This is a genomic window from Christiangramia marina (assembly GCF_048285865.1).
Lineage (GTDB): Bacteria > Bacteroidota > Bacteroidia > Flavobacteriales > Flavobacteriaceae > Christiangramia > Christiangramia marina.
Map to the genome: position 1 here is coordinate 376962 of NZ_JBLVTK010000001.1, position 24684 is coordinate 401645.

Consider the following 24684-nt stretch of genomic DNA (forward strand, 5'->3'; position numbering starts at 1 on the left):
ATGAAACAATTCAGAACACTTTTTATAGCTTTAGCTTTAATGATTGGCGCTACTGCTTTTACAAACGCACAGTCTAAAGTTGCTCATATCGCTACTCAGGATTTGGTACAGTCACTTCCGGAATACAAGAGTGCAATGGATCAACTTCAGAAACTTGAGAAAACTTACGATGCTGAGATCAAGGATATGTTATCTGAAGCTCAAAGCACAATGCAACGTTACGAAGCCGAAGCTAACACAAAATCTGATGAAGAAAATCAGAAAAGAGGAGCTGAAATCCAGGCTGCTCAAAGAAGAATTCAGGAACACAGCACTAAGGCTAGACAGGATCTTCAGAAAAAAGAAACAGATCTTTTAAGACCAGTTCTTGAGAAAGTTCGTACGAGCATTCAAAAAGTAGCCAGAGCAAAAGGATACGATTACGTATTAGACTCTACTACAGGAACAGGAGTTCTTTTAGCTGATGGTTATGATTTAACTCCAGATGTAAAAAAAGATTTAGGACTGTAATCCAATTACATTTCAATAAAATGTTTAAACTGCGTACACTTAGTACGCAGTTTTTTATTTTTAAGACCTTATGAACAAGTCTCAGCCAATTGGCATTTTTGATTCCGGCGTAGGAGGAACTTCCATATGGAAAGAAATACATGAACTTCTTCCCAACGAACATACCATCTATTTATCTGATAGTAAGAATGCACCTTATGGATTGAAAACCCAGGAAGAGATCATAGCACTTTCTATCAAAAACACGGAAAAGCTTCTGGAGCTCAATTGCAAGCTTATCGTCATTGCCTGCAATACTGCCACTACAAATGCTATCAAAGTACTTAGAAGTTCCTATAGAATCCCTTTTATAGGTATAGAGCCTGCCATTAAACCAGCTGCTTTAAAAAGTACTAATAAGGCTATAGGTATACTGGCTACCAGAGGAACTTTATCAAGTGAACTCTTTGCCCAGACCAGCGAATTATATACTAAGGATATACAGGTGGTAGAAGTAGAAGGTAACGGACTCGTAGAACTCATCGAAGCGGGAAAAACGAATACTCCTGAAATGATCGGCTTACTTCAGCAGTTACTCAAACCAATGCTAGATGCCAGAATAGATTACCTGGTGCTTGGCTGCAGTCATTATCCATATCTAATTCCCGTTCTTCAGGAGATATTGCCAGATACGGTGAAGATTATTGATTCCGGAGAAGCAGTTGCAAAACAAACGAAGATCATCCTTGCAGAAAGGGACTTGCTTAATGATAATCCTGAAGTCATTAGCAATTCATTTTTTTCAAATGCTAATCCTGATGTCCTCTCTTCTATTATTTCTTCGGAAGAGCAGAATTACAATGTTGAAACTTTAGACTTTTAATTGTTAATCGCGGGACATTTACAATCATAACGCTGGCGGCTTTTTCCGAAGTTATAGCCCAATGTGATCTGATGGAATCCAGTATTGCTTAGCACAAGGGAATTTAGTTGGTAACTGAAGGTGTAGCCAAAAACAAACTTGTTGTAATCTATTCCAACAAACGGAGTTATGTAGCGCAATTGCTGATTTGCGATCGCTTTACCTTCCCCGGTAACCTCAACACTTTCAAAACTGTTTCGATAAGAAACTCCGCCCCATAATCTGCTATTATCAAGTTGATAATAGGCCTTGATATTGGCATCTATCGCCATTTCTTCGGTAGCTTCTCTGGCCTGGAATAATATGGAAGGCTCGTAGCTCCAGTCACTATTACGGTCAAAGCTAAAAACGTAGCCTGCAGAGAAAAGATATTTCCTCATATTACTTGGTACAGCATCTGAATAAAACAGATCCCTTTTTACTGATAATACGTTCTTTGCGGCAAGATGAAAATAAAGATCATTCACATAGTAAGAGGCCCCAATATCTATATTACCAAAAATATCTGACTGATTATTCCCCACCAAAGGATCAAACCTTGTGAAACCGCTGGTATCAAGTCTATGCTGAATTAATCCAGCACTAATACCAAATGACAATTGGTTCAGATCGACCGTACTTCGGGAAAACATGAGATGATAAGCAAAAGTAGCGTAAGCACCCAGTTTTGAATAATTCCCATTTTCATCTCTGAACATGATACCGCCAAGTCCTATTTTATCGGTAGCTCGAATATTTAGAGCTGCGGTCTGTAAGTTAGGAGCATCCTGCACGTCGAACCATTGCGTTCTACCGGTTATACGAAGTTGATCGTAGTTAGAAGCACCAGCCATACTGGGATGGATGAGATAAAGATTGTCGGTTAGATAATCTGAATAGGTAGGGATCACTTCCTGCGCGTTCAATGCTGGAGAATTCCACAGCGCAAACGAAGCAAAAGTGCATAAAATCAATTGATAAGAGAACCGTGAAAGGCCTCTTTTAAGATATCCCCAATTCACCATAAAGGCTGTAAATATATGTATAACGTAGTTTTTCTTTAGTATTTTTGCCAAAAATTTTGAGATGAAAGATTTTAATATCAACATAGTCCCTACAACCACGGCTTCAATTGTAAAATTTGAAGCTAACAGGTTTCTGACACGTCATGAAAATTTCGAATTTAAGAATATAGACGAAGCTAAGCGTTCACCGCTTGCCCAGCAATTATTCTATCTGCCATTTGTTAAAACGGTTTATATCGCGCAAAATTTCATCGCTATCGAGAAATACGATATCGTGGAATGGAGCGATGTACAACAGGAAGTTGCAGAACAAATCGAAGAATACCTTAACAAAGGTGGCGAAGTGATCAAGGAAGAAAAGACCACCACCGGTAAAGTACCAGTGACAGTCTATGCTGAAAGCACGCCAAACCCGGCGGTAATGAAATTTGTAGCGAACAAAAAACTTGTTTTGAAGTCGGTTGAATTCAAGAACATCGATGATGCGAAGAATGCACCATTGGTTCAGAAGTTGTTTCATTTCCCTTTTGTCAAAGAGGTCTTTATTGATGAGAACTATGTTTCAGTTCAAAAATATGAGGTTGCTGAATGGGAAGAGATTACCATGGAACTTCGTGAATTCATAAGAAACTATATTGAGGAAGGAAATGAAGTGCTGACCGCGGAGACTATTCAAACTCAGGAAACTGAAAAGGTCCAGGAGGAAAATGATGATACAGCCTACAAGGAACTGGACGATACAAGCCAGCAGATCATTGCGATTCTGGATGAGTATATCAAACCTGCAGTGGCCAGTGATGGAGGGAATATCCTTTTTGACAGTTACAATGAAGAAACCAAGACCGTAAAAGTAATCTTACAGGGTGCGTGTAGTGGATGTCCTTCTTCCACGATGACCTTGAAAAGTGGAATCGAAACAATGCTTCGTGATATGCTTCGTGATAAAGTACAATATGTAGAGGCTATCAATGGCTAATCACTTTGATACTGCACTATAACAATAGAAATCCCTTCAACTTGAAGGGATTTTTTTTATTTAGTAATTGGTCTTTCGTGCTTCCTGGTAAAACTCCTGGAAGAGTTGTAGCAGATTCATAGTAGAACCAATCAGATCCTTTGTTTCAAGTAATATTCCGAAGTAAAGCTTCGTATTCCTGGGACTCGATTCAGATGTTCTAATTCTTTTAATTTGTTTCTGAATTAGATCACTAACATAGTCCAGCAACTCCTGTTTCTCATTCAGCAGGCTATCGATTTTATCGAACTCGTTGTTGTTGAAGGTCAGCATAAGCTCATCAAAAAGAACCTGCAAACGATCATCTACCTTTTTAAGGTCCCGAATCTGATTAAACTTCAGGTTCTTATGATTGTTATGGACATGGTTATAGCTATTTCTGGCGATGAAACTGATCGACTGCACCATATCCTGAAGGTAATCCAGGGTTAGGATATAAAACTTGCTGGCCTCTACAGAATTCTCGTCAAGGGATTTAATAAAATAAAAAATATTGTCTTTGAGCTCATCAACTTCAACCTCCAGCTTTTCAATACGCTTGTAATTCTTCTTCAGTTTACTTAGATCATAATAACCCAGATGATCGACACTTTTAGAATACACCTTGTCTATACCTGCAATTACTTTGGAAATATTTTCTGAAGTTTCCGCAGTGATCTCATTGATCGTAATAATATCGCTCTTATTGAATTTCTTTTGATCTTTCTCTTTCTTCATCTCTTTAGAATGAATAATACTACTTCTTACGACCACCACCAATGCTGCTATAATAAGAACAACCAGGGCTATGGTTCCACCGTAAAAAATTATAGACGCGAAAATTGCAGCGGCTGTAAATGCTACGATCGCGGTTACAAACCACCCGCCAATTACATTTAGCACACCTGCAACACGATATACGGCACTTTCGCGGTCCCAGGCTCTATCTGCAAGTGAAGTACCCATTGCGACCATAAAAGTCACATAGGTAGTTGAAAGTGGCAACTTCATATTAGTTCCAATAGAAATAAGCACACTGGCTACAACCAGGTTTACGGAAGCCCGAACCATGTCAAATGCCGGTGCGTCTACCCTCCTACTTTGCTTCTGAGAGTTAGGTTTACTGAATTTATTATCGATACTGCTCTTTAATCCATCGGGTAAAACTGAACTTACAGCCCCGCCAATGATCACTGAATATCGTACGATTCCTCTTGAAAGCCAGTTTGGTTCAAATCTTTCTACGGAATCGCCCTGTCTGGAAAGATTGATCCCGGTATCGACCACAGTTTTTGCTTTACTGGAAAACCAGAGAGTGATTACCATAACTGCTCCGGCACAAACTAACAGGAGTTCTGGAGTATTGACTTTACCAGAAAGACCGGCCATCAAAAATTCTGATGGCAATGCTCCGGTTGCATTGTAAGCGGACTGCCATAGATCAAAAGATTGCCAGGCGGCAATGGGTACTCCAATAAAATTGACCAGATCGTTTCCTGCAAATGCAAGTGCCAGCGCAAAGGTTCCTATAATAATGATGATCCTTAGGATATTCAGCTTTAGCACACTCATCAAAAACTGTGAGATAAGCGTAAATGCTATAAATCCTATTAACACAATAAACCATGTGTTGTCGTTTATGTAAGCAAGTGTTTCCGGAGAGATAAAAGAAACACTTTTCAAACCTTTAATTACTATGAAGTAGAGTATGGAAGTAAGTGAGAAACCACCAAAAGCGGCGCCAACATATTTTATCTTTTTCTCGAATTGAAATGAAAATATGAGTCGGGATATATATTGCACAAAAGCTCCAACTATAAAAGCAATGACCACAGCCAGCAAGATTCCAATAATGATCTCGGTTGCTTTAGAAGAATTGATATAATTCTGCAGTAAACCAAGATCTCCATTATCCTGCGAATAGATCTTGATGACGGCCATACACACGGCAGCACCTAGAAGTTCGAATACAATGGATACAGTTGTGGAAGTAGGTAATCCAAGTGAATTAAAAAAGTCCAGCAATAAAACATCGGTGATCATTACAGCCATGAAGATGATCATAATTTCTTCGAAGTAGAATTCTCCCGGCATGAAAATCCCTTTTCGAGCAACCTCCATGAGTCCGCTGGAAAATATGGCACCCACGGCGACTCCAACACTGGCTATGATCATGATCGTTCGCATAGAGACCGCTTTGGATCCTATAGCTGAATTCAAGAAGTTCACGGCATCGTTACTAACCCCAACTACAAGATCTGTAATAGCAAGGGCGAATAGCGCCACAAGCATCACAATGTAAATGTCTTCCATATGATAGATCTGTTTTCAATCTGCAAAACTGTTATAATTTAACTGAATTACAGGGGTGTTAAAGTTATTAAAAGATTAATAATATCCGGCAGCTCCCGCCACAATCGCCTTAATTTTAGCTTCCTATACATCAAATTAGTGCTATGAAAAAACCTGATCATACCAACCAGCTTATCAATGAAAGCAGTCCTTATCTTCTACAGCATGCACACAATCCGGTAGACTGGCGTCCCTGGAATGATAAATCCTTGGATGAAGCAAAGGAGAAGAATCAACTACTGCTAATTAGTGTAGGATATTCTGCCTGTCACTGGTGCCATGTTATGGAGCATGAGAGTTTTGAAGATGCTGAAGTAGCTGCAATTATGAATGCCAACTACATTTCTGTAAAGGTAGATCGCGAGGAAAGACCAGATGTAGACCAGGTATATATGAATGCGGTACAGGCAATGACCGGGATGGGAGGCTGGCCAATGAATGTCGTAGCCTTGCCTGATGGAAGACCGGTTTGGGGAGGCACCTATTTTCAAAAGGATCAATGGAAATCTGCACTTACCCAAATTGCGCATTTATATGAGAATCAACCAGAGAAACTCCTGGAATATGCTGAAAAACTGGAAGAAGGACTTTCTCAAATGCAGATCATTGAAATTCCAGAAAATGAAAAGAAGTTAGAGAAGGCTCTATTTGATGGGATCATTTCAAAATGGAAATCTATTTTAGACCATAAAAATGGCGGGTATAACAGGAGTCCGAAGTTTATGATGCCTTCCAATTATGACTTTCTTTTAAGGTTCGCCCACCAGGAGAAAGACACAGAACTTTTAAAATATGTACAACATACGTTTGATAAAATATCGTGGGGAGGAGTTTATGACCCTATCGATGGAGGTTTTTCAAGATATTCGGTGGATGAAAAATGGCATGTCCCGCATTTTGAGAAAATGCTTTACGATAATGCGCAATTAGTAAGTTCGTATGCAAATTTATATAAACTCACCAGGAATAAATGGTATGCCGATGTAGTTGAGAAAACGCTGGAATTCGTTGAAACTGATCTTCAGCACCAATCAGGAGCTTTTTACTCGGCATTAGATGCTGACAGCGAGAATGGTCAGGGACATTCTGAAGAAGGTGCATATTATGTCTGGACAAAGGATGAATTGATGGAAATTCTGGAAGATGATTACAAACTGTTTTCTGAAGTCTATCGTATTGATGCCTTCGGAAGATGGGAAAAAGATCATTATGTGCTCATTCGAACTCAGAGCCTTGAGCTGCTTTCAGCTAATTTAAATTTATCAAAGCAAGAATTAAGCGCTAAACTGAAAAAACTTCAGAAAAAATTAGGATCTGAAAGATCTAAACGGGCAAAACCCGGACTTGACGACAAATCCATCACTTCCTGGAATGCAATGATGATCAGCGGATATTGCCATGCTTTCCAGGCGCTGCAAAATGAAAATTATCTTGTAAAAGCAGAAGCTGCTATGGATTTTATTTTGAAGAATTTAGTTCAACCAGACGGCAGACTTTATCATACTTATAAAAATGGAAAAAGCATTATCAATGCCTATCTCGAAGATTATGCTTTTGTGATTCAGTCATTACTGGCTCTATATGAGAGTAGTTTCAAAGAATACTACCTGGAAAAAGCTCAAGAATTACTTGAAATTGTGGAATATGATTTCAAGGATGAGAAAACCGGGCTGTTTTACTTTACTTCATCCAAGGACCGGGCGTTAATCAATAGAATAATTGATGTACAGGATAATGTGATTCCTGCAGCCAACTCAGTAATGGCACATAATTATTATAAGCTTGGTAAACTCACAGGCAAGATTGACCTAACTAACAGGTCAGAAAAAATGTTGCAGGCTGTGCTTCCCAGTATTACCGACTATGCACAATCCTATTCGAACTGGTTACTTTTATTGCTGAATTTCACGCATCCTAACTACGAGGTTGCCATCACCGGAGACAATTCAGCAGAGCTTGCGAAAGGATTTCAGGAACAATATCTACCTCACAAGGTATTGGCTGCCTCAAAAACCGAATCTGATTTCGGAATTTTAAAGGATCGGCTTAAGTCTGGCGATTCATTGATCTATATTTGCGAACATGGAAATTGTCAGCTACCAGTGCATAATCTAAGTGATGCATTGGGACAGATGAATTAATTTTAACATAAAATAAACAGGATATAGTCTCTATTTTTTTAGAATAGGGGCTTGAACTTAAATTAGAAAAAAAGGAATGGACAAGTTGAACAACTACGGCGAAATCGCTAAAGAATACGCTAACAAATTTATCGATTACCTCCCTACCCTAATCGGTGCGATCGTGCTGCTGCTTGTAGGACTTTGGGTAATAAAACTCATTGTAAAATATTTAAAGAAACTATTCGACAAGAAGGATTACGATCCAACACTGGAAAAGTTTACTGTCAATGCTGCCAGCTGGGGTCTTAAGATAATGCTTTTTGTACTTGTCATCACACAACTTGGCGTGGAGAGTGCATCGCTTGTAGCTGCAATTGGTGCTGCTGGTCTTGCTATTGGTCTTGCATTGCAGGGATCGCTATCCAATCTTGCCGGTGGAGTGCTTATAATCGTTCTAAAACCATTCAAGGTTGGAGATTGGATCGAAGCTCAGGGAGTTTCTGGTAGTGTTGTAGAGATTTCTTTATTTTACACGAAACTTGATACGTTCGGAAACCAGAGAGTAGTAATTCCTAATGGTGAACTAAGCAACGATAATATAACGAATTACAGTTTCAACAAAACGCGTAAGGAGAATCTAAGCTTCGGAATTTCTTATGATGATGATATCAAGAAAGCGAAGGAAGTACTTACCAATATGGTTATGGAACAGGAGAAAATCCTGAAAGATCCTGCACCGCAAATCATTGTTTCTGAACTTGGAGACAGTTCTGTAAACTTCTCTGTTCGGTATTTTGCTGAATTGCCAGACTTCTGGGACCTGCACTGGTATATGATCGAGGAAGGTAAGATTAGACTCGAGGAAGCCGGAATGACCATTCCTTACCCACAAAGAGATGTTTACCTGTATGATCAAACGAAAATGAGAGGTACTGAAAGAGATAGGAGATCGGCAGAATAATTAGCCAATCATAAAATCCTTGAGGTAATAAGGCTCAAAATAAGCGACATCTTCGGTGTCGCTTTTTTTGTACTTACTCTCAGCGATCTCTGCCATTTCTGAAGCCGAAGGAAATTTTTGTTCGTGGAAAACGGCATTTTCAGAAGAGATGATCTCCCTGAATTTTGCCACTCCATTTCCAATAAAATGTACTTTAGATTTTTGAAGATATTCCGCAAAAGAGCTTTCACCTAAAATTTCAGCATTCGTATCACGAACCTGGTTTAAATCTTCAGAAAAAACAGCAGCGTAGACTTCCATCCTTCTGGCATCCAGCATTGCGATCTTCATTCCAGGTTCATTCTTTAATTGATGCACGAGCAGATCCAGCGTAGGAACCGAGATCATTGGTATATTAAGAGAAAAACATAATCCCTTGGCAGCAGAAACTCCAATTCTTAAACCTGTATAAGAACCTGGTCCTTTGCTTATTGCAATTGCGTCCAGATCCTGAAGGGTCTTCCCTGCATCTTTCAATACATCCTGAATGAACAGGTGTAGCTTTTCAGCATGTGAATAACCTTTGGTATTATCTTCTTTAAGACTGATTAGTTTCCCATCAAGAGAAAGACCAACTGAGCAGTTGGTCGTTGCAGTTTCAAGACATAATATTGTTGCCAAATCTTTAGAATTTATTCAGCCTCTTCTTCTTCCGTTTTTTCTTTTTTAACCTCGATATCATCTCCGGTATTAAGACTTTTAGTAACGGTATTGTAAGGGCCAGTGATTACTACATCACCTTCTTTCAGGCCATCTGTGATCTCAATCTGAGAATCATCCTGAATTCCGGTTTGCACCACGCGAAGTTTAGCTTTTTGTCCGTCTTTTACAAATACACATTCAAATTTTTCAGTTCCTTCAGTAGCAGGAGCGGTTCCGTATGTCTTTTTAGTCGCTGTAGTATCAGATTTAATTACGATTGAGCTAATTGGAACTCCAATTACTTTCATTCTCTTATTCGTAATAATATCCACTGTAGCGGTCATTCCTGGTCTGAATGGAGAGTAACTCTCCGGTTTCCCTTCCATTAGATCCATGTAAGATTCCTTTAGAATACGAACTTTCACTTTGAAGTTAGTTACCTGATCTGTGGTTAGTGTATTATCTGCAGTATTGGAAATTTCAGTAACAATACCTTTAAAATCTTTGCCTAAGTATGCATCTACTTCCACGATCGTAGAATCTCCCACTGCAACTTTTACGATATCATTTTCATTCACATCAACCTCAACTTCCATATTGTCAAGATTGGCTACCCGAAGAATTTCGGTTCCGGCCATTTGCTGAGTACCAACAACTCTTTCTCCAAGCTCAGCATCCAGTTTTGAAATCGTACCGCTCATTGGAGCATAAATATTGGTACGTCCAAGATTATCGGTCGCCTCGGTCACAGTAGCAGCACTGCTTTGCATGCTGTAGTAGGCAGATTCTTTATTAGCTTCTGCCATCTCATAATTAGAAACGATCCCGTCCCATTCTGCTTTTGAGATCACGCCTTTATCGAACAAAGTTTTGTTACGGTTATAATCTGCTTCAGCTTGTTTCAAACTAGCCTTTGTCTGTGCAAAATTAGCCTGAGAATTAGAATAACTTGCTCTGGCTCTCTGTACGCTAGATTGGTATATATCAGGATTTACTTTTACCAGAAGATCACCTTTTTCCACTAATTGACCTTCAACTATTGGTAATTCAATGATCTCTCCAGAAACTTCAGAAGAAAGTTTCACCTCAACCTCTGGCTGAATTTTACCTGTTGCCGATACGGTTTCGATAATATCTACCGGTTCAATTTCAGTGATCTCCACTTCTTTGATGTTGACGGAACTACCGAACCAACCGGCTTTTTTACCTATAACTAGTGCAACGATTAAAACGATGATGATCCCAAGGATGATGAAAAGCTTCTTCTTATTCATTATTTACAGTTTTAAATCCCTAACCGGAATTCCAAAATAAAGTTCTACAACTTTTAATTTAAAAATATAATCGTATTTAGCTCTTAGAGCCTCTCTTTGCGTATTTTCAAAACGAATCTTCGCCTGGCTAAAATCGAACGCGTTGGTAAGACCAACATCGTAACGCTCTGTAGCATACTCAAATGCTTTTTCCTGTGCTTCGGAAGCTACCAAAGCAGCTTCATAGGCTTCAAAAGCTCCTTTAGCATCTGTATAAGCCTGGTAAACATTCGCTTCCAGATCAAGTTCAGCCTGCTCCAACTGGAATTCAGCTCTTTTCACATTGATCTGATTTCTTTTCACGGCATTTCTGGTAGCAAAGCCATTCAAGAATGGAACGCTTAACTGGAAACCATAACTAATCCCGTCATTTCTATATAACTGATCAAAAAATGGCAACGGACTTCCTAATGTTGGTATCGTATTAGGAGCAACCACAATCTGTTCTGTATCCTGCACCAAACCAATCTGTCTTGTAGGTTCCGTTGGATCCAGCACTGCACCAGTGATTCGTCCCTGCCCGGTTTCCCTGGTATTATAGTTAAAGAATGCTCCTAAAGTTGGCAGGTAAGCTCCTTTAGCCAATGCAACATCCTGCTCTGCAAGATCTCTGTTAGCTTCCGCAATTTTTAATTCTGAACGTTCTTCTTTCGCTTTCTCGATTACATCGTAAACAGAATTCGCAAGAATCTCATTTCCGAAGACCGCGTAATCACGATCTACAATATCAAAATTTTGATAGTCTCTAATCCCTAAAGTTTGTGCTAACCCAATAAGCGATATTTGTATTTGGTTTTCAGCAAGAATGATTCGTTGCTTCTCATCTGCCATTGTAGCTTTTATCTCCAGAAGGTCACCCTGAGGCAATACTCCCGCTTCAACCAGATCCTGAGTTCGTGTTAATTGTTCTTTGGTAACTTCATTCTGAGCCTGTAGAACATCAAGATTTTGTTTGCTAAACAATACCTGCAAGTAGGCATCTGCAACGAACAAGGCGATATCATCTTCCATTTTATCCAGCGAATACTGGCTGGCTAATCTCGAGATCTTAGCTCTTTGTAATTGTTTGAAATTTCGAAGTCCGTCAAAAATTGTAAGACCAGCAGTTAGATTCGCAGAGAAGTTTCTTACTGTTTGATTCTGAAGGATTCCCGTGGTAACATTCTGAGTAAGACCCGTATTCCATGCATTGGTAGCCTGGCCGTTGATACTTGGAATAAAATTACCCAGTGCATCCAGTTTCTCGATTTCGGAAAGTTCAAGATCAAGTTCAGATTGTTTAACCTGAATATTATTTTGCAATGCGTACTCCACACATTCTTCCAGTGTCCACTCTTTCTGCTGCGCATTCATCATTCCGCAGAAAAGAAAAAGGGTAACAAGTAAACTATAATTCTTCATAATATAATTCTGTATGATATGTCTGTAAAAGGTACAGGTTGTTACACCTAAAAATTAAATTCTAGTTTTGAGCAATATTTGCAGGAGCTTTAAGCTGATTCCAAACCTTGATCTTATCGCCCATTTTCAGACCTTCAGTCACCTCTACATTAATTCCGTCGCTTACTCCAAGTTCAATTTCCCTGCGTTCAAATTCCTGGTCACCGGTCATGATCTCCACATATGGCTTCTTGGTCTCATCATCAAATTGCACAAGCGCTTCCTTGATCGCAAGTACGTTTGTGGCTTTGGCAAGAATAATGGATGCATTCGCACTAAGCCCCGCTCTAATAAATGTGGTATCTGCTTTGTTCAGAGTCCCTTTGATCTCAAACTGTATCGCACCATTCTCCTCTACTCCTTTTGGAGCAATATAATCAAGTACAGCATCGAATGATTTATTTTCAATTGCACCAACGGTCACTTCAAGCGGAAGATCTTCCTTGATCTTTCCAACTTCACTCTCATCAACTTTCCCTTCAAAGATCATTTCGTTCACATCGGCAAGCGTTGCGATCGTAGTCCCATCGTTAAAATTGTTACTTTCAATTACCTGGTTTCCAGTCTTCACGGGAACATCCAGCACCATTCCCTCTACCGTAGAACGAATTAGTGTATTTGCAGCACTTCCAATTCCGCTGGTAGTCCCGGTTCTTACGATCTCGTAATTTTGTTGTGCTGAACGATAGTTTTGCTCACTTCTCTGGTAAGAAACTTCTGCAGCATCATAATCATTGGCAGAGATCACGCCTTTATCGTAAAGCTCTTTCTGTCTTTGATAAACTTTCTTTTCATTATCAAGGTTGATACGGGCAGTTGCCACATTATCTTTCGCGCTTTGCAGTGATGATACATTCGGTATAACGCGAATTTTAGCAATTAGATCGCCTTGTTTGATCTTATCACCAGCCTCAATATATATTTCATCTATGATTCCTGAAATATTTGGCTTGATAAGTACTTCTTCCTTCGGAACTATTTTTCCGGTCGCTACAGTTTTCTTGATAATAGTTTGTTCTGAAGGTTCCTCGGTTTGATAGACAACTGGATCTTCTTCACTTTTTTGATAGAGATAATAAAGTGCCCCAACGAAGGTCACTGCTATTAAAACTAAAATTCCGATGGCTACAAATTTTTTCATTTCTTGATTGTGTTTCTATTTACTAACTATTCAGTACGCAAAGCATCCACAGGTTTTACTTTGATGGCATGCTGTGCAGGTATAAGACCGGCCAGAAGACCAGAGATTATTAAAATACTAAGTGCTACGATCACCACTCCCAGATCTACGGAAGGGTTTAAGAACATCATTTCTGAAGTATCCATCTGGTCCAGTTGAAAATTGACCAGCCAGATCACCCCTGTAGCGAGAATGATTCCACTCATTCCTGAAATGATGGTAAGAAAGATGGACTCCATTAAGATCTGTCCTCTAATAGACCAAGGCGTTGCTCCCAGAGCACGTCTTACTCCAATTTCATTGGTACGCTCTTTAACTACAATGAGCATAATATTGCTGATCCCGATAATTCCCGAAAGTAAGACTAGTACTCCTACGAAATAGGCCACTGCTTTAAGAGCTACAAAAAGTCCGTTTACTTTAGAAAATTCCTCATAAAGGTCAAAATTACCTACCGCACGATCATCTTCCGGATGTATTTTATGGCGTTCCTTGACCAGGTCGATAATATCTCCCTTAAGCGCAGTAATACTATTATTATCCTTCGCGGTGATGGCCATCCAGCCTACTTTGTTTCCACGATTAAAAGCCTGGGAAAAAGCTGTGAAAGGAACAAATATCTCCTTCTGACCTTCCTCGGCATCACCACCCCGACTTTTTTTCTTGTAAGTCCCAATCACCATGAAATTCACTCCGCTAATCTTGATATAAGTTCCAAGCGGATCTTCTCCTTTATCATAAAGAGCAGCCTGCACCCCGGTTCCTATTACGGCAACCTTTCTTTTCTGATCAATATCTGAATGATTCACGAACCTTCCAGAGGTAATATCCATGGGTTCCTGCTGAATAATTTCTGGATAATCACCATAAACATTGAAAGCTCCCGTATTCAAGCCACGTACCACATTATTCTCTCCACCAAAACCACCCAGCTGATTCCTGGGAGAAACAAATCTAAGGTCTGGTATTTCCCGCTCGATGGCTGCCACATCTTCTACTTCAAAGCTGTAAAATCTACCTTTCGGCATGCCCTTATAAGGTCTTGACGCTACTTGTGTCCACATAAACATGGTATTGGTGGCAATCCCTCCAAATCCCTGTTTTACACCGTTTTCCAATCCTTTTCCCGCAGCAAGCAGAATCACAAGGATAAATATTCCCCATAAAACTCCAAAAGCAGTCATCAGGGTTCTAAACCAGTTCGAGGTTAGCGCTTCTATAATTTCATTCCAACGATCTCTACTAAACATACTATTCGTCTCTTAGTGCTACAATTGGTTTGATCCTGGCTGCTCTCCAGGCCGGGAAGAATCCCGCCAGTGCTCCTGCTATCACCAGAATAAACACCGTATTGATCGCTACCGTAAAATTAACGGTTGGGTTATAAATATACTGGGTTTCGATCATCGGGCCCACAAACTCCAGGAGTGCGAGACTAAATATGAGCCCCAGGAAACCGGCAATGGCCGTTACAAAGATCGATTCATGAAGCACCATTCCAATAATTGAAAGTGGCTGAGCGCCTAAGGCTTTCCTTACGCCGATTTCACGGGTTCGTTCTTTTACTATGATAAGCATGATATTGCTCACCCCAACAACTCCCGCGATAATGGTACAAACACCAACACCCCAGAAGAATAATTTTATCATATCCATTAAGGTGAAAAAGCGTTTCGCATTTTCCAGTGAGTTATTAACGTATATAGCGCTATTATCATCTGGCGCAACCGTATGACGCTCCTTTAGGAACTGGTCCAGTTCTGCAGTAAATTGGGTGGAGGCAGCTACAGACTTGTCAAAATCATCTTCAGGTTTGAGCGTTAGATACATTCTGGCTATATCATTCCCACCACCAAAAGCTTTCTGAGCAGTAGTAATTGGAACAATAGCACGGGATTCTTCACGTTCTCCTCCGGGATCGGTATAAACTCCAACAATTTTAAAGTTCACTCCAGAAACCTGCACGTATTTACCGATAGGATCTTCATCCTTAAAAAGGTCTAGCTTGATTCGCTGACCTATAACCATGTTCTTTTCTGAATTATCAAGGTCTGGTATATTGATAAATCGACCTGTAGTTAGAGTGTTATTTTCCAGAACCTGATAGCTGGGAAAACTTCCATAAACCTGGTAAGAACCAGATTCTTTCCCGTAAGTGAGCACCTGTCCCCATTGCTGGTATAACGATGCACTTTTATCAAGTTTATCGCCGTAAAGTCTTAGGATCTGGTCGTAGTCTTCATTTTTAAACTGAATGCGCCTTCCCGGGTTTAATCCTTTATATTCTTTAGAGGTCATCCCTGGATATACCAACATCAAATTTGCTGCATCCTGCTCAAATTCCCGGGCAATCCCATTTCTCATTCCTTCACCAATTCCAAGCAAGATCACCAAGATAAAAATTCCTGATGCTACTGAAAGTCCGGTTAAGAATGTGCGTAATTTATTTTTTCGGATGGTTTCGAAGATCTCATCCCAACGATCCAGATCAAACATTTTCTGAAGCTCTTATTTGTGAAACCAGGGTATCTTCAATGATCAAACCGTCTCTTAGATTGACGATCCTTTTTGTCATCTGGGCGATATCATTTTCATGAGTTACCACCAGTATGGTTCTTCCTTCATCATTGATCTGCTGAATGAGATCCATCACTTCGTAAGAAGTTTTCGTATCAAGTGCACCTGTAGGCTCATCGGCCAGCAAAACTTTTGGATCACTCGCCAGGGCTCTCGCTATGGCCACACGTTGCTTCTGTCCACCTGAAAGTTCATTAGGTAAATGTCCAGACCATTTTGCGAGGCCTACCTTCTCCAGGTAACTCATTGCTTTGTCCATACGTTCACCGCGAGGCAAACCCTGGTAATAGAGCGGAAGAGCTACATTGTCCAATGCAGATTTATAGCTTATCAAATTGAAAGACTGGAAGATGAAACCCAGAAACTTATTTCGATACTTCGCTGCTTGTTTCTCGCTAAGCCCTTTTATAGGCACTCCATCAAGAATGTAGGAACCTTCATCGGCTTCATCCAGCATTCCCAGAATATTAAGAAGTGTAGATTTTCCGGAACCTGAAGAGCCCATAATGGAAACGAGTTCGCCTTCAGCAACTTCGAAATTGATCCCTTTGAGCACGTGCAATGAATTCGCACCCATTTTATAGGATTTGTGAAGATTGGTAATATTGATCATGATTGATGGTTATTAAACAGAAGAACCTGTCTTCTATTCAATAAGACTATCAAAAAAATGAAATGTTACAATAATGTTAGGGAAAGTGTAATTCTTAAAGTTAAGTTTACATTGTTAGAGAGTCTAAGCTTCTTCTTTTTCTCTTCTTTTCCAGGTGCGATAAATGAAGTAACCAATCCCACCAATAAGTAAATATGGAAATATCATAAGATATAGAATACCATCATTGATTCCTTTTGCGGTACTTTGATCACCTTCACTTTCAAGCACTGCTCTACACATGGAGCATTGAGCTTCAGCAGTTTCAGGAATTAAAAGAAAGGCTGCAAATAGCATGCTTAAAATAAGTAGTTTCTTCATCCTCAGTCTCTTGATTTCACCAAATTAAAAATTTCAGAAGACAATTAATAATACGGCATCATAAATAAAAATACCAGAACACCGGTCACGGCTACATATAACCAGATTGGAAAAGTCCATTTTGCTATCCTGGAATGTTTATCGTATTCACCGCTCAGACCTCGATACATCGTAAATAAGACAAGCGGCACTATGATTCCGGATAGTATGATATGTGAGACTAGAATAAAGAAATAGACATATCGCAAAATTCCTTCTCCTCCGTAAGGCACCGGTTCGTTACTGATCTTTGAAAGCACATAGCTTACCAGGAAAACTACAGATAGACCAAATGCAGCGATCATAGTATTTCTGTGTGCTAAAAACTTATCTGCCTTCATAAAGAAATATCCAACTACCAGTAAAATTGCGGTTAGGAAATTCAGCACACCATGAAAGAGTGGAAATGTCATCGAATCGGCTCCAAAGATGTTGTAACGCTCTGGTAATAACATAAGAACTACAACAATAGCAGGAACGGCGATAGATAGTCCTATAATAACAGGGACTGCAATCTTATCTGAACTGTTCAAAGAAGTTTTCAAAGCAAGTTATTTATATCCTCAATTAATATTTCGATCTGCGGTTCTTCCTGATCACCAGTAACCGACTTATTTCGTTCTACAGAACCACGATAATAGATGATTGGATTGCCAAAATCATCGGCTCTTGATCTTATATAACCTTCCTGATCTACCAGGGCGAACCAGCCCTGATGAGCAAATCCTCCAGCTACAGATGCATCTTCGCCCGCATAAATACCAAAACCCTTATTAGCTACCTGGTAGATCTTTTCGCGGTCACCTGTAAGCAAATTCCAGTCTGGATCTGTGATCCCATACTTAGCGGCATACTCTGTGAGCACCTCTGGTGTATCATGCTCGGGATCTATGGAAAATGACGCGATCCCAAAATTGGAAGCATCTTCAAACTCATTCTGAATCTCGACCAGATTCTTATTCATGATCGGACAAATGGTAGGACAGGTTGTAAAAAAGAATTCTGCCACATATACTTTACCAGCGTAATCTTTGTTGGTGACCGTATCGCCATCCTGATTCACAAAACTAAATTGAGGTGCCTTTTTTCGCTCTCCGTCAATTTCTAGGTATACCAATGGAACATCGGTCTTAGTACGTTTTTTATTAGTTGTTTTATTGAGCCGATCTGCTTTGACGATCTCATTATCACTAATTCTATCTATGATCTTCGGAATAAAAATAATCCCGAAAACCAGGATGATTAATGAAATGCCTATATATGAGTAATTTTTCATTAGATCTTATCGTTTCGATTGTTACGCTTTAAAGCCAGACGATATTCAGCAAGAATAACCTTTACATCATCATTCATCTTGTTATTGAGCTCTGCTACATCCCGCGAATCATACCCATAAAGTTCACCGTGCTCTTCATCGTCATCACGGCCACGAAGATTACGATCTTTATCTACAATATATACGTAAGGTGTGTATTGATCCTGATCGAGTTTATGCGGACTGGCAAAACTTTCAAAGACTGTTTCTATCTCTTCGGAAGTTGCATAAGCTATTTTCCATTTCGATGATTCGCTGATCTTTTTGAATTCTTCGATGAAGTTGCCAGTATCCTCTTTAGTTTCAGAAGGAAGGATTAGAACGAATTGAAAATCGTCGAAATCGTAATATTTTTCAAGTATTTTTTTATCGAGATTGAAGGTATTCCCTTTGATCTTTTCAAGATCTGATCCAAAGAAGGCGACCACTGTGATATGCTCATCGAAACTGAGCACACTATCGGTATTGGTTTCCATTCCAGAGATATCTGTTACATTTTCTGTAAGAACAGGTAACCTGGCGAAGTTGTTCTTGCCAGAAGCAAAGAACAAATATGCGGTAATTGGAAGTGCGAATAAGATACCGAGAACTAGAAACTTCTTCATAGCAATGAGATGCTTTACAGACGAGTACAAAAATAAAAAGACGGTTTTATAAAACCGCCTTTTCCAATGCTTTTAACTTTTGTTAGAAGTCCCAGGCTACATGCCCGCTCTTATATACTTCGTAGATATATCCACCTTCAGTAAGAAGGATAAAAATAAGGTAAGATATAAGGAAAATAGACGTCCATACGATCGCTCTTCTCAGCCCTTTAGTTTCATGTTCGAGGTGCATAAAAGACCATGCGATGTAATACGCTTTATAGATCGTAAGAATGATAAAAATCCAGTTAAGTAACCTCATTCCTAAAAACATAGTGTCTGTTAGAAAAGCAGGCTTAATAATTCCAAGAATTACTTCTGCGATTGTTACTACTGAAAGTATTGCGAAAACAAACCAGATCCTTTTAGTTGCAGATCCCTCATGTGTTGTATCGTGAGCCATAATAATTTATTTCAGAATTAAACCAGGTAAAAGAATGTAAATACAAATACCCAAACTAAGTCTACAAAGTGCCAGTAAAGACCAACTTTTTCAACCATCTCGTAACTTCCTCTTCGCTCGTAAGTTCCAATAACCACATTAAAGAAGATGATAATGTTAATAATGATCCCGGAAAGTACGTGAAAACCGTGAAAACCAGTAATGAAGAAGAAAAAGTCTGCAAATAATGGTGGTCCATACTCATTTTGAGTAAGGTTAGCACCTTCTACAGTCCCAATAGCTTCTGCATCTAGCTTAGCCAGAGACTCGTCTCTGCTTAGGATGGTTTTCTCGTTATCTTCGTTAAATGTTAGTGTTCTAATTAGAAGATCTTCATTCGCTGCAAAACCAGCTTTAATCTCATCCAGCGAATAGGTTGGTAGCTCAGCTCCAGAATCAAACCAGATCCCGTTGTTCGCTTCATGCTCTACTCTATCGCCTTCGATTGGAACTGCGATCTCAGATAATGCTACACGATGACCTTCACTATCTACAAATTGAAGTATATTCCCACCTTTAGTAGTTACAGCTCCGTATTCTCCGCTAATAAAATTTTTCCACTCCCAGGCTTGTGATCCTACGAATATAATTCCACCAATTATAGTAAGAAACATATATAGCGTAACCTTCGCTTTCTTCATATGATGCCCTGCATCTACAGCTAGCACCATAGTTACCGAAGAAAATATTAAAATGAACGTCATCAACGCCACGTAATACATTGGAGCGTCTACTCCATGCAAGAACGGGAAGTGATTGAAAACCTCATCCGCAATTGGCCAGGAATCAATAAATTTAAAGCGTGAAAAACCATAAGCGGCAAGAAATCCTGAAAATGTTAAAGCATCAGATAGGATGAAGAACCACATCATCATCTTACCGTAACTAGCTTTTAGTGGATCATTACCACCACCCCAGGTTTTTCCTTCAGTGCCTGTTCTAACAACAGTAGCCTCCATAGAAGTGTTTTAATGTTAAAGGATGCGCAAAAATACGCAATTTTATTATTTAAAGAAATATAAAAAGATAATCAGGTAAATCCACAGAAAATCAACAAAGTGCCAGAAAGTTGCACCAAGCTCAAATCCAAGCATTTGACCTGCATTATAACGTTGTTTAAAATGGTTATAAATTAACACTAAAAGCACTATCAATCCTATCGCCAGGTGGGCTAAATGCGCCAGTACCAGTACATAGATAAAAGATGTTGTGATCGTACTCTCACTACCGGTAAAATAATAACCGGATTGCACTATTTCTGAAAAGCTGTAGAACTGGAAAACCACGAATAAAATTGCCAGAATCAGAGTTCCAATCAAGAAAGCCGATGCATTTTTACGATTTCCAGATCTTATCGCCTGTTTCGATAGCCAGAGTGTAATACTACTCCCTACGATAACCAGTGTACTCCAGAGGAATGAAACTGGAAGTTCAAAATCTGTTAGCCAGTCTGGTCTGTTCTTACTCACTACGTAAGCACTGGTAAGTCCTGCAAAGGTCATTACCATACTTATGATCCCGAACCAAAGCATCATCTTCTTTGCACGGGCCTGTTTCATTTCGTCTGATCCCTGTGTTAAATCCATTGTCTAATAAATTTATCGAGTACATATACAATTTGCAGCAACGTGATATAGGACACACTTGCAAACATTAATTTTTTTGCCGCTTCAGCAGTTTTCTCTGTGAAAAGTCTGATCGCGTAATACATCATTCCAAGTCCCAGCAGTAGAATTATTACTCCGGAAATCGGGGTTAAATACAACTTACCGGTAACTCCGAAAACCGGAATTAAAGAGACCATGATCGTCCAGCAGGTATATAATATAATCTGAACTGCCGTTCCACGATCACGTTTCCCAGTAGGCAGCATAAAGAATCCACCTTTCTTATAATCATCAAACAACCACCAACCAATTGCCCAGAAATGCGGGAACTGCCAGAAGAACTGGATCATAAACAAAGTACCTGGTTCTATACTGAAACTTCCCGAAGCCGCCACCCAACCTAACATAAACGGGATAGCTCCTGGAAATGCCCCAACAAATACTGCCAATGGCGTTTTCGTTTTCAATGGTGTATAAAGACTTACATACATGAAGATGCTAATAGCACCGAACATTGCGGTCTTTGGATTGATCACATACAAAACGATCAAACCCAGAACAGTAAAAATACTTGCGATGGTGAATGCTGTGGTCACAGACATTCTTCCAGCTGGCAGCGGACGGTTTTTCGTTCGGTCCATAAGGCTGTCCAGATTTCTTTCAATGATCTGGTTATACGCATTACTTGCTCCCACCATGAGGTAACCACCAATGGCAAGTAAAGTGACAGTCACAAAATCTATGGAATCAGCACCTAAAAAATATCCCGCAACAGAAGAGAAAACCACACTAATGGCCAGCCTCATCTTAGTAATTTCCTTAAAATCTGAGAGTATGGAAGCGTTGGGATTATGTACGCGAGTATTGCTCAAAAAAGCTTTTTTTTAACTTGTGCAAAGATACTCCTTAATTAGGTTTTGGCAAGGCAGGCAATGTGTTAATTTTCAGGGGTAAAAAAGACTAGTAATCGAAATACCAGTTGAAAATATCTGTGCGCAATCCAAAGTTGATCCAGGTCGTGGAAATTTCAGAATTTAGAGCAGTATTTACCTGCGGATTAAAGTCCCTGTAGATAAAACTGGCAAACAGCTTTAAGTTCGTGGTAGGATTCACAATATAACCTGCTTCCAGTTCAGAATAAAACGAGTTCGTAGTATTTCCCTGCCCTATTTCTACCCCGGTTTCAAACGGTCGGGCCTCTTCACTCCTGTAAAGATCCTGACCATAATAGGCGCCATCTTCAGAAAAATCAAAACCGCGCTTTCCTAAAATCAGTTTCGCGCTACCATAATATCGATCTTTTCTATAGCGTGCGATTCCCACAAACTCTCTGAAATTCGCACCCCATAAATGAGACATGGACTGGTTGTTATGTGCATAGTTCAGTGTAATTGAATTATGAGAATAAGTATATGGGCGCACCTGGTTATATTCAGCCTGCAGGTACAAATCATCTACTTTAAAAGCGTTGAAATACTTTAAGCCAATTTGAAAACCTAGTTTATTCTTCCAGCTTCCTTCGCCTCCAAATACATCTGTTGAAGAAAATTCGTCAATCAACCACTGTCCGTACGTATACATCTGGTTCGAAATCTTATATTTTCCTGTTAGTCCTATAATAGCGTTTCCACCATCGGCTCCCGTAGCGAATTCTATTGCGCGATAAAAGATGACAGGATTTAAATAATTTAGATCAAAACCACGATCGTTATCATTCTCCCACATAACCGACTCAAAGAACCCCAGATTTAAACGTTTGGTAAGATTCAGACTCAAATAATGATTTGCGATATATTTTGTTCTGAAGGAACCACTATTGGTAACTTCCGGACGAACATCCCTTAGAGACATCCAGGTATTTGTATATTTTATTTTCCAGAACCTGGTATTCAGCTTCAAATAAGGATAAGGAGATGGATTATCACTTAACAAAAGTGAACGATACCCATCACCAATAAAATTATTCCCATGGCCAAACTGGATATTTATAAATTCTGAAGGAGTAAAGGACAAGTAACCTTCTGCAACCGGGTAGTCATACCCATCATTCATAAAAGTTTTAGCGATTCCTCTACCCGGTACGATCGCTGGGTCACCTCCAGCAGGACGTATGGACTCAGCAAAATCATTGTAATACTGGGCAAATCTTCCCTGGCTTTCATAGATGACTGAATAAAAATTGAATTTTTTACCTAAACCTCCCTGGATAATAAATTCCCGGGTATTGTTATAGGTAAATTCATGCTCTGTCTGTTCAAAATCCTTTCCAATTTGCAAGTCAAATCCAGGATCTATCGTGAACCAATAATCGTCTGTCTGGAACCTAACCAGGTGCTCATTCCAAAGTTTTCGTCCTGCATACGTACTTCGATCCTGCAGCAGTTTCTGTCTTTCAGCTTCAAAATCATAGTATTTGTTGACCTCTGTAAACATTAATGGTTTTGAAGCCGAATGAGAATTAAGACCTATCTGGTTGATCTCAGCATCAAACCGACTATAATATTCGTGGGAAAGCGGGATATTGATCTGACTGCTATATCGCGGCTGAGTAAAATCATCAGACTTTATTCTCTCATATTCTTCAAGAATATTGGATTCCTGGGACTCTTTCTCATGGGCCACTACTTCTTTATTATTTTCTTCGGAAACATCTTCGACCGGATACAAGGCTGAGCTGGAATCAAGCGGTAATTGCAGTGGCATCTTAAACTGCATATGAATCGCTCTGCCGTTGTAGGTAGCCGGTTTCAACTGCGGAAGACCGGCAAATACTCTTCTTACTTCTGTTTTTAGTTCTTCGTAGGCAGCATCCAGATAGATCACCTGGAAAAGCCCATCTTCATCAACTTCAAAAACTATGGTGATCTTACCGGTATAATTTTCCTGCGCTAAAGATTCTGGTAGCTTGAAATCATCCTTGAACTTCGCAAGGAAGGTATTCTTGAAGCAGCTTTCCTGATTTGCGTAAGTAACATTGGAGCATTCTTCAAATTCGGGATAGATTTCAGAAACTGTACTCGAATCCTGGGCTGGAACACTTAGACATAAAAATGTGAAAACAAGAAGCAGGCAGTACTTCATAGGTAAGTAGCAGGTTAATTGGTGCTGTAATATACATAAATCAGAAGTATCCCAAAATAAAAAATCCCGGACAGAGCCGGGATTTATATGATATTGAGTTTATTCTTAGTCCTGTACTTTAAAAGCAATTGGAAGGGAGTACATAACACCTACCGGCTTTCCACGCTGCTTACCAGGCTTCATCTTAGGAAGACTGTTAATTACTCTAGCAGCTTCTTTCTCAAGTCTAGGGTGCGGAGCACGAGCTCTAACCTGACCAATATTACCTTTTTCATCAATTCTAAACTGAACGATTACACGGTTAATACCAGAAAGTCCTAACTCAGAACCAAGATCTGTATCGAACTCCTTGTTCACATACTTACTGATCTTTTCACTCATACAAGCTTTACGCTCGTTATTATTTTTTAGATTTTCACATCCAGGGAAGATCGGCACATCTTCAATAACCGCGAACGGTACATCAGCCACCTCTTCTTCTTCAACAGCCTCAACAACTTCCTCTACCTCTACGATCTCATCAAGATTGGTCTCTGTAGACTGGATC

24 protein-coding genes are annotated in these 24684 nt (G+C 39.6%); 5 read left to right on the top strand and 19 right to left on the bottom strand.

Annotated features, from left to right (window positions below; all coding sequences use genetic code 11):
• Positions 1 to 510 (top strand): OmpH/Skp family outer membrane protein, encoded by a 510-nt coding sequence (locus ACNKXS_RS01705; RefSeq protein ID WP_299154520.1) that lies wholly within the window; start codon positions 1 to 3, stop codon positions 508 to 510.
• Positions 511 to 580: 70 nt separating this feature from the next.
• Positions 581 to 1372 (top strand): glutamate racemase, encoded by a 792-nt coding sequence (gene murI / locus ACNKXS_RS01710; RefSeq protein WP_417919365.1) that lies wholly within the window; start codon positions 581 to 583, stop codon positions 1370 to 1372.
• Here murI and ACNKXS_RS01715 read toward each other — a convergent pair.
• On the bottom strand, positions 1369 to 2466 hold the full coding sequence (locus ACNKXS_RS01715) for a PorP/SprF family type IX secretion system membrane protein (RefSeq protein ID WP_417919366.1): 1098 nt from the start codon (positions 2464 to 2466) through the stop codon (positions 1369 to 1371). The genes murI and ACNKXS_RS01715 overlap by 4 nt on opposite strands.
• 10 nt (positions 2467 to 2476) lie before the next feature.
• Between ACNKXS_RS01715 and ACNKXS_RS01720 the strand changes: the two genes are divergently transcribed.
• Positions 2477 to 3391, top strand: coding sequence for a NifU family protein (locus ACNKXS_RS01720; RefSeq protein ID WP_417919367.1), 915 nt, complete (start codon positions 2477 to 2479; stop codon positions 3389 to 3391).
• Between the two features lie 60 nt (positions 3392 to 3451).
• Here ACNKXS_RS01720 and ACNKXS_RS01725 read toward each other — a convergent pair whose 3' ends face one another.
• Complete coding sequence (locus ACNKXS_RS01725; protein ID WP_417919368.1) at positions 3452 to 5722, bottom strand: inorganic phosphate transporter; 2271 nt, start codon at positions 5720 to 5722, stop codon at positions 3452 to 3454.
• 143 nt (positions 5723 to 5865) lie between these two features.
• On the opposite strand from ACNKXS_RS01725, the gene ACNKXS_RS01730 reads away from it, so the two are divergent.
• A complete protein-coding gene (locus ACNKXS_RS01730) occupies positions 5866 to 7902 on the top strand; it encodes a thioredoxin domain-containing protein (protein WP_417919369.1) in 2037 nt (678 codons plus the stop codon).
• A gap of 76 nt (positions 7903 to 7978) precedes the next feature.
• Positions 7979 to 8845: a mechanosensitive ion channel family protein gene (locus tag ACNKXS_RS01735; protein ID WP_417919370.1), complete on the top strand. Its 867-nt coding sequence runs from the start codon at positions 7979 to 7981 to the stop codon at positions 8843 to 8845.
• Here ACNKXS_RS01735 and tsaB read toward each other — a convergent pair whose 3' ends face one another.
• The 17 genes from tsaB to ACNKXS_RS01820 all read right to left on the bottom strand — a co-directional run.
• The gene (gene tsaB, locus ACNKXS_RS01740) at positions 8846 to 9505 is read right to left on the bottom strand and encodes a tRNA (adenosine(37)-N6)-threonylcarbamoyltransferase complex dimerization subunit type 1 TsaB (protein ID WP_417919371.1); all 660 of its coding nucleotides are present in this window, start codon (positions 9503 to 9505) and stop codon (positions 8846 to 8848) included.
• A gap of 11 nt (positions 9506 to 9516) precedes the next feature.
• Positions 9517 to 10800 carry an efflux RND transporter periplasmic adaptor subunit gene (locus ACNKXS_RS01745; protein ID WP_298246159.1) on the bottom strand — a complete coding sequence of 428 codons (1284 nt, stop codon included), beginning with the start codon at positions 10798 to 10800 and terminating at the stop codon, positions 9517 to 9519.
• 3 nt (positions 10801 to 10803) lie between these two features.
• Positions 10804 to 12240 (bottom strand): TolC family protein, encoded by a 1437-nt coding sequence (locus tag ACNKXS_RS01750; protein WP_417919372.1) that lies wholly within the window; start codon positions 12238 to 12240, stop codon positions 10804 to 10806.
• A 61-nt stretch (positions 12241 to 12301) separates the two neighbouring features.
• The gene (locus ACNKXS_RS01755) at positions 12302 to 13420 is read right to left on the bottom strand and encodes an efflux RND transporter periplasmic adaptor subunit (RefSeq protein WP_417919373.1); all 1119 of its coding nucleotides are present in this window, start codon (positions 13418 to 13420) and stop codon (positions 12302 to 12304) included.
• Between the two features lie 26 nt (positions 13421 to 13446).
• On the bottom strand, positions 13447 to 14709 hold the full coding sequence (locus ACNKXS_RS01760) for an ABC transporter permease (protein WP_417919374.1): 1263 nt from the start codon (positions 14707 to 14709) through the stop codon (positions 13447 to 13449).
• A 1-nt stretch (position 14710) separates the two neighbouring features.
• Positions 14711 to 15955 (bottom strand): ABC transporter permease, encoded by a 1245-nt coding sequence (locus ACNKXS_RS01765; protein ID WP_141878747.1) that lies wholly within the window; start codon positions 15953 to 15955, stop codon positions 14711 to 14713.
• The gene (locus ACNKXS_RS01770; RefSeq protein WP_417919375.1) at positions 15948 to 16649 is read right to left on the bottom strand and encodes an ABC transporter ATP-binding protein; all 702 of its coding nucleotides are present in this window, start codon (positions 16647 to 16649) and stop codon (positions 15948 to 15950) included. The genes ACNKXS_RS01765 and ACNKXS_RS01770 overlap by 8 nt, the downstream gene beginning before the upstream one ends.
• A gap of 123 nt (positions 16650 to 16772) precedes the next feature.
• Entirely contained in the window at positions 16773 to 17009 is a 237-nt protein-coding gene (locus ACNKXS_RS01775; protein WP_417919376.1) for a hypothetical protein, read from the bottom strand.
• Positions 17010 to 17053: 44 nt separating this feature from the next.
• Complete coding sequence (locus tag ACNKXS_RS01780; protein ID WP_417919377.1) at positions 17054 to 17593, bottom strand: DUF420 domain-containing protein; 540 nt, start codon at positions 17591 to 17593, stop codon at positions 17054 to 17056.
• Positions 17590 to 18324 carry an SCO family protein gene (locus tag ACNKXS_RS01785; RefSeq protein ID WP_417919378.1) on the bottom strand — a complete coding sequence of 245 codons (735 nt, stop codon included), beginning with the start codon at positions 18322 to 18324 and terminating at the stop codon, positions 17590 to 17592. The genes ACNKXS_RS01780 and ACNKXS_RS01785 overlap by 4 nt, the downstream gene beginning before the upstream one ends.
• The gene (locus tag ACNKXS_RS01790) at positions 18324 to 18968 is read right to left on the bottom strand and encodes a hypothetical protein (protein WP_298246152.1); all 645 of its coding nucleotides are present in this window, start codon (positions 18966 to 18968) and stop codon (positions 18324 to 18326) included. Before ACNKXS_RS01790 ends, ACNKXS_RS01785 begins: the two co-directional genes overlap by 1 nt.
• An 82-nt stretch (positions 18969 to 19050) precedes the next feature.
• Positions 19051 to 19410, bottom strand: coding sequence for a cytochrome C oxidase subunit IV family protein (locus tag ACNKXS_RS01795; protein WP_141878753.1), 360 nt, complete (start codon positions 19408 to 19410; stop codon positions 19051 to 19053).
• A 17-nt stretch (positions 19411 to 19427) separates the two neighbouring features.
• Entirely contained in the window at positions 19428 to 20408 is a 981-nt protein-coding gene (locus ACNKXS_RS01800) for a cytochrome c oxidase subunit 3 (RefSeq protein ID WP_417919379.1), read from the bottom strand.
• A 45-nt stretch (positions 20409 to 20453) separates the two neighbouring features.
• The gene (locus ACNKXS_RS01805; RefSeq protein ID WP_417919380.1) at positions 20454 to 21035 is read right to left on the bottom strand and encodes a cytochrome c oxidase subunit 3; all 582 of its coding nucleotides are present in this window, start codon (positions 21033 to 21035) and stop codon (positions 20454 to 20456) included.
• Positions 21026 to 21928 (bottom strand): heme o synthase, encoded by a 903-nt coding sequence (gene cyoE / locus ACNKXS_RS01810; protein WP_417919381.1) that lies wholly within the window; start codon positions 21926 to 21928, stop codon positions 21026 to 21028. The genes ACNKXS_RS01805 and cyoE overlap by 10 nt, the downstream gene beginning before the upstream one ends.
• Before the next feature lie 88 nt (positions 21929 to 22016).
• On the bottom strand, positions 22017 to 24137 hold the full coding sequence (locus tag ACNKXS_RS01815) for a gliding motility protein RemB (RefSeq protein ID WP_417919382.1): 2121 nt from the start codon (positions 24135 to 24137) through the stop codon (positions 22017 to 22019).
• A 105-nt stretch (positions 24138 to 24242) separates the two neighbouring features.
• Positions 24243 to 24684 (bottom strand): energy transducer TonB (locus ACNKXS_RS01820; protein WP_417919383.1); only part of this gene is annotated, 442 nt, incomplete at its 5' end.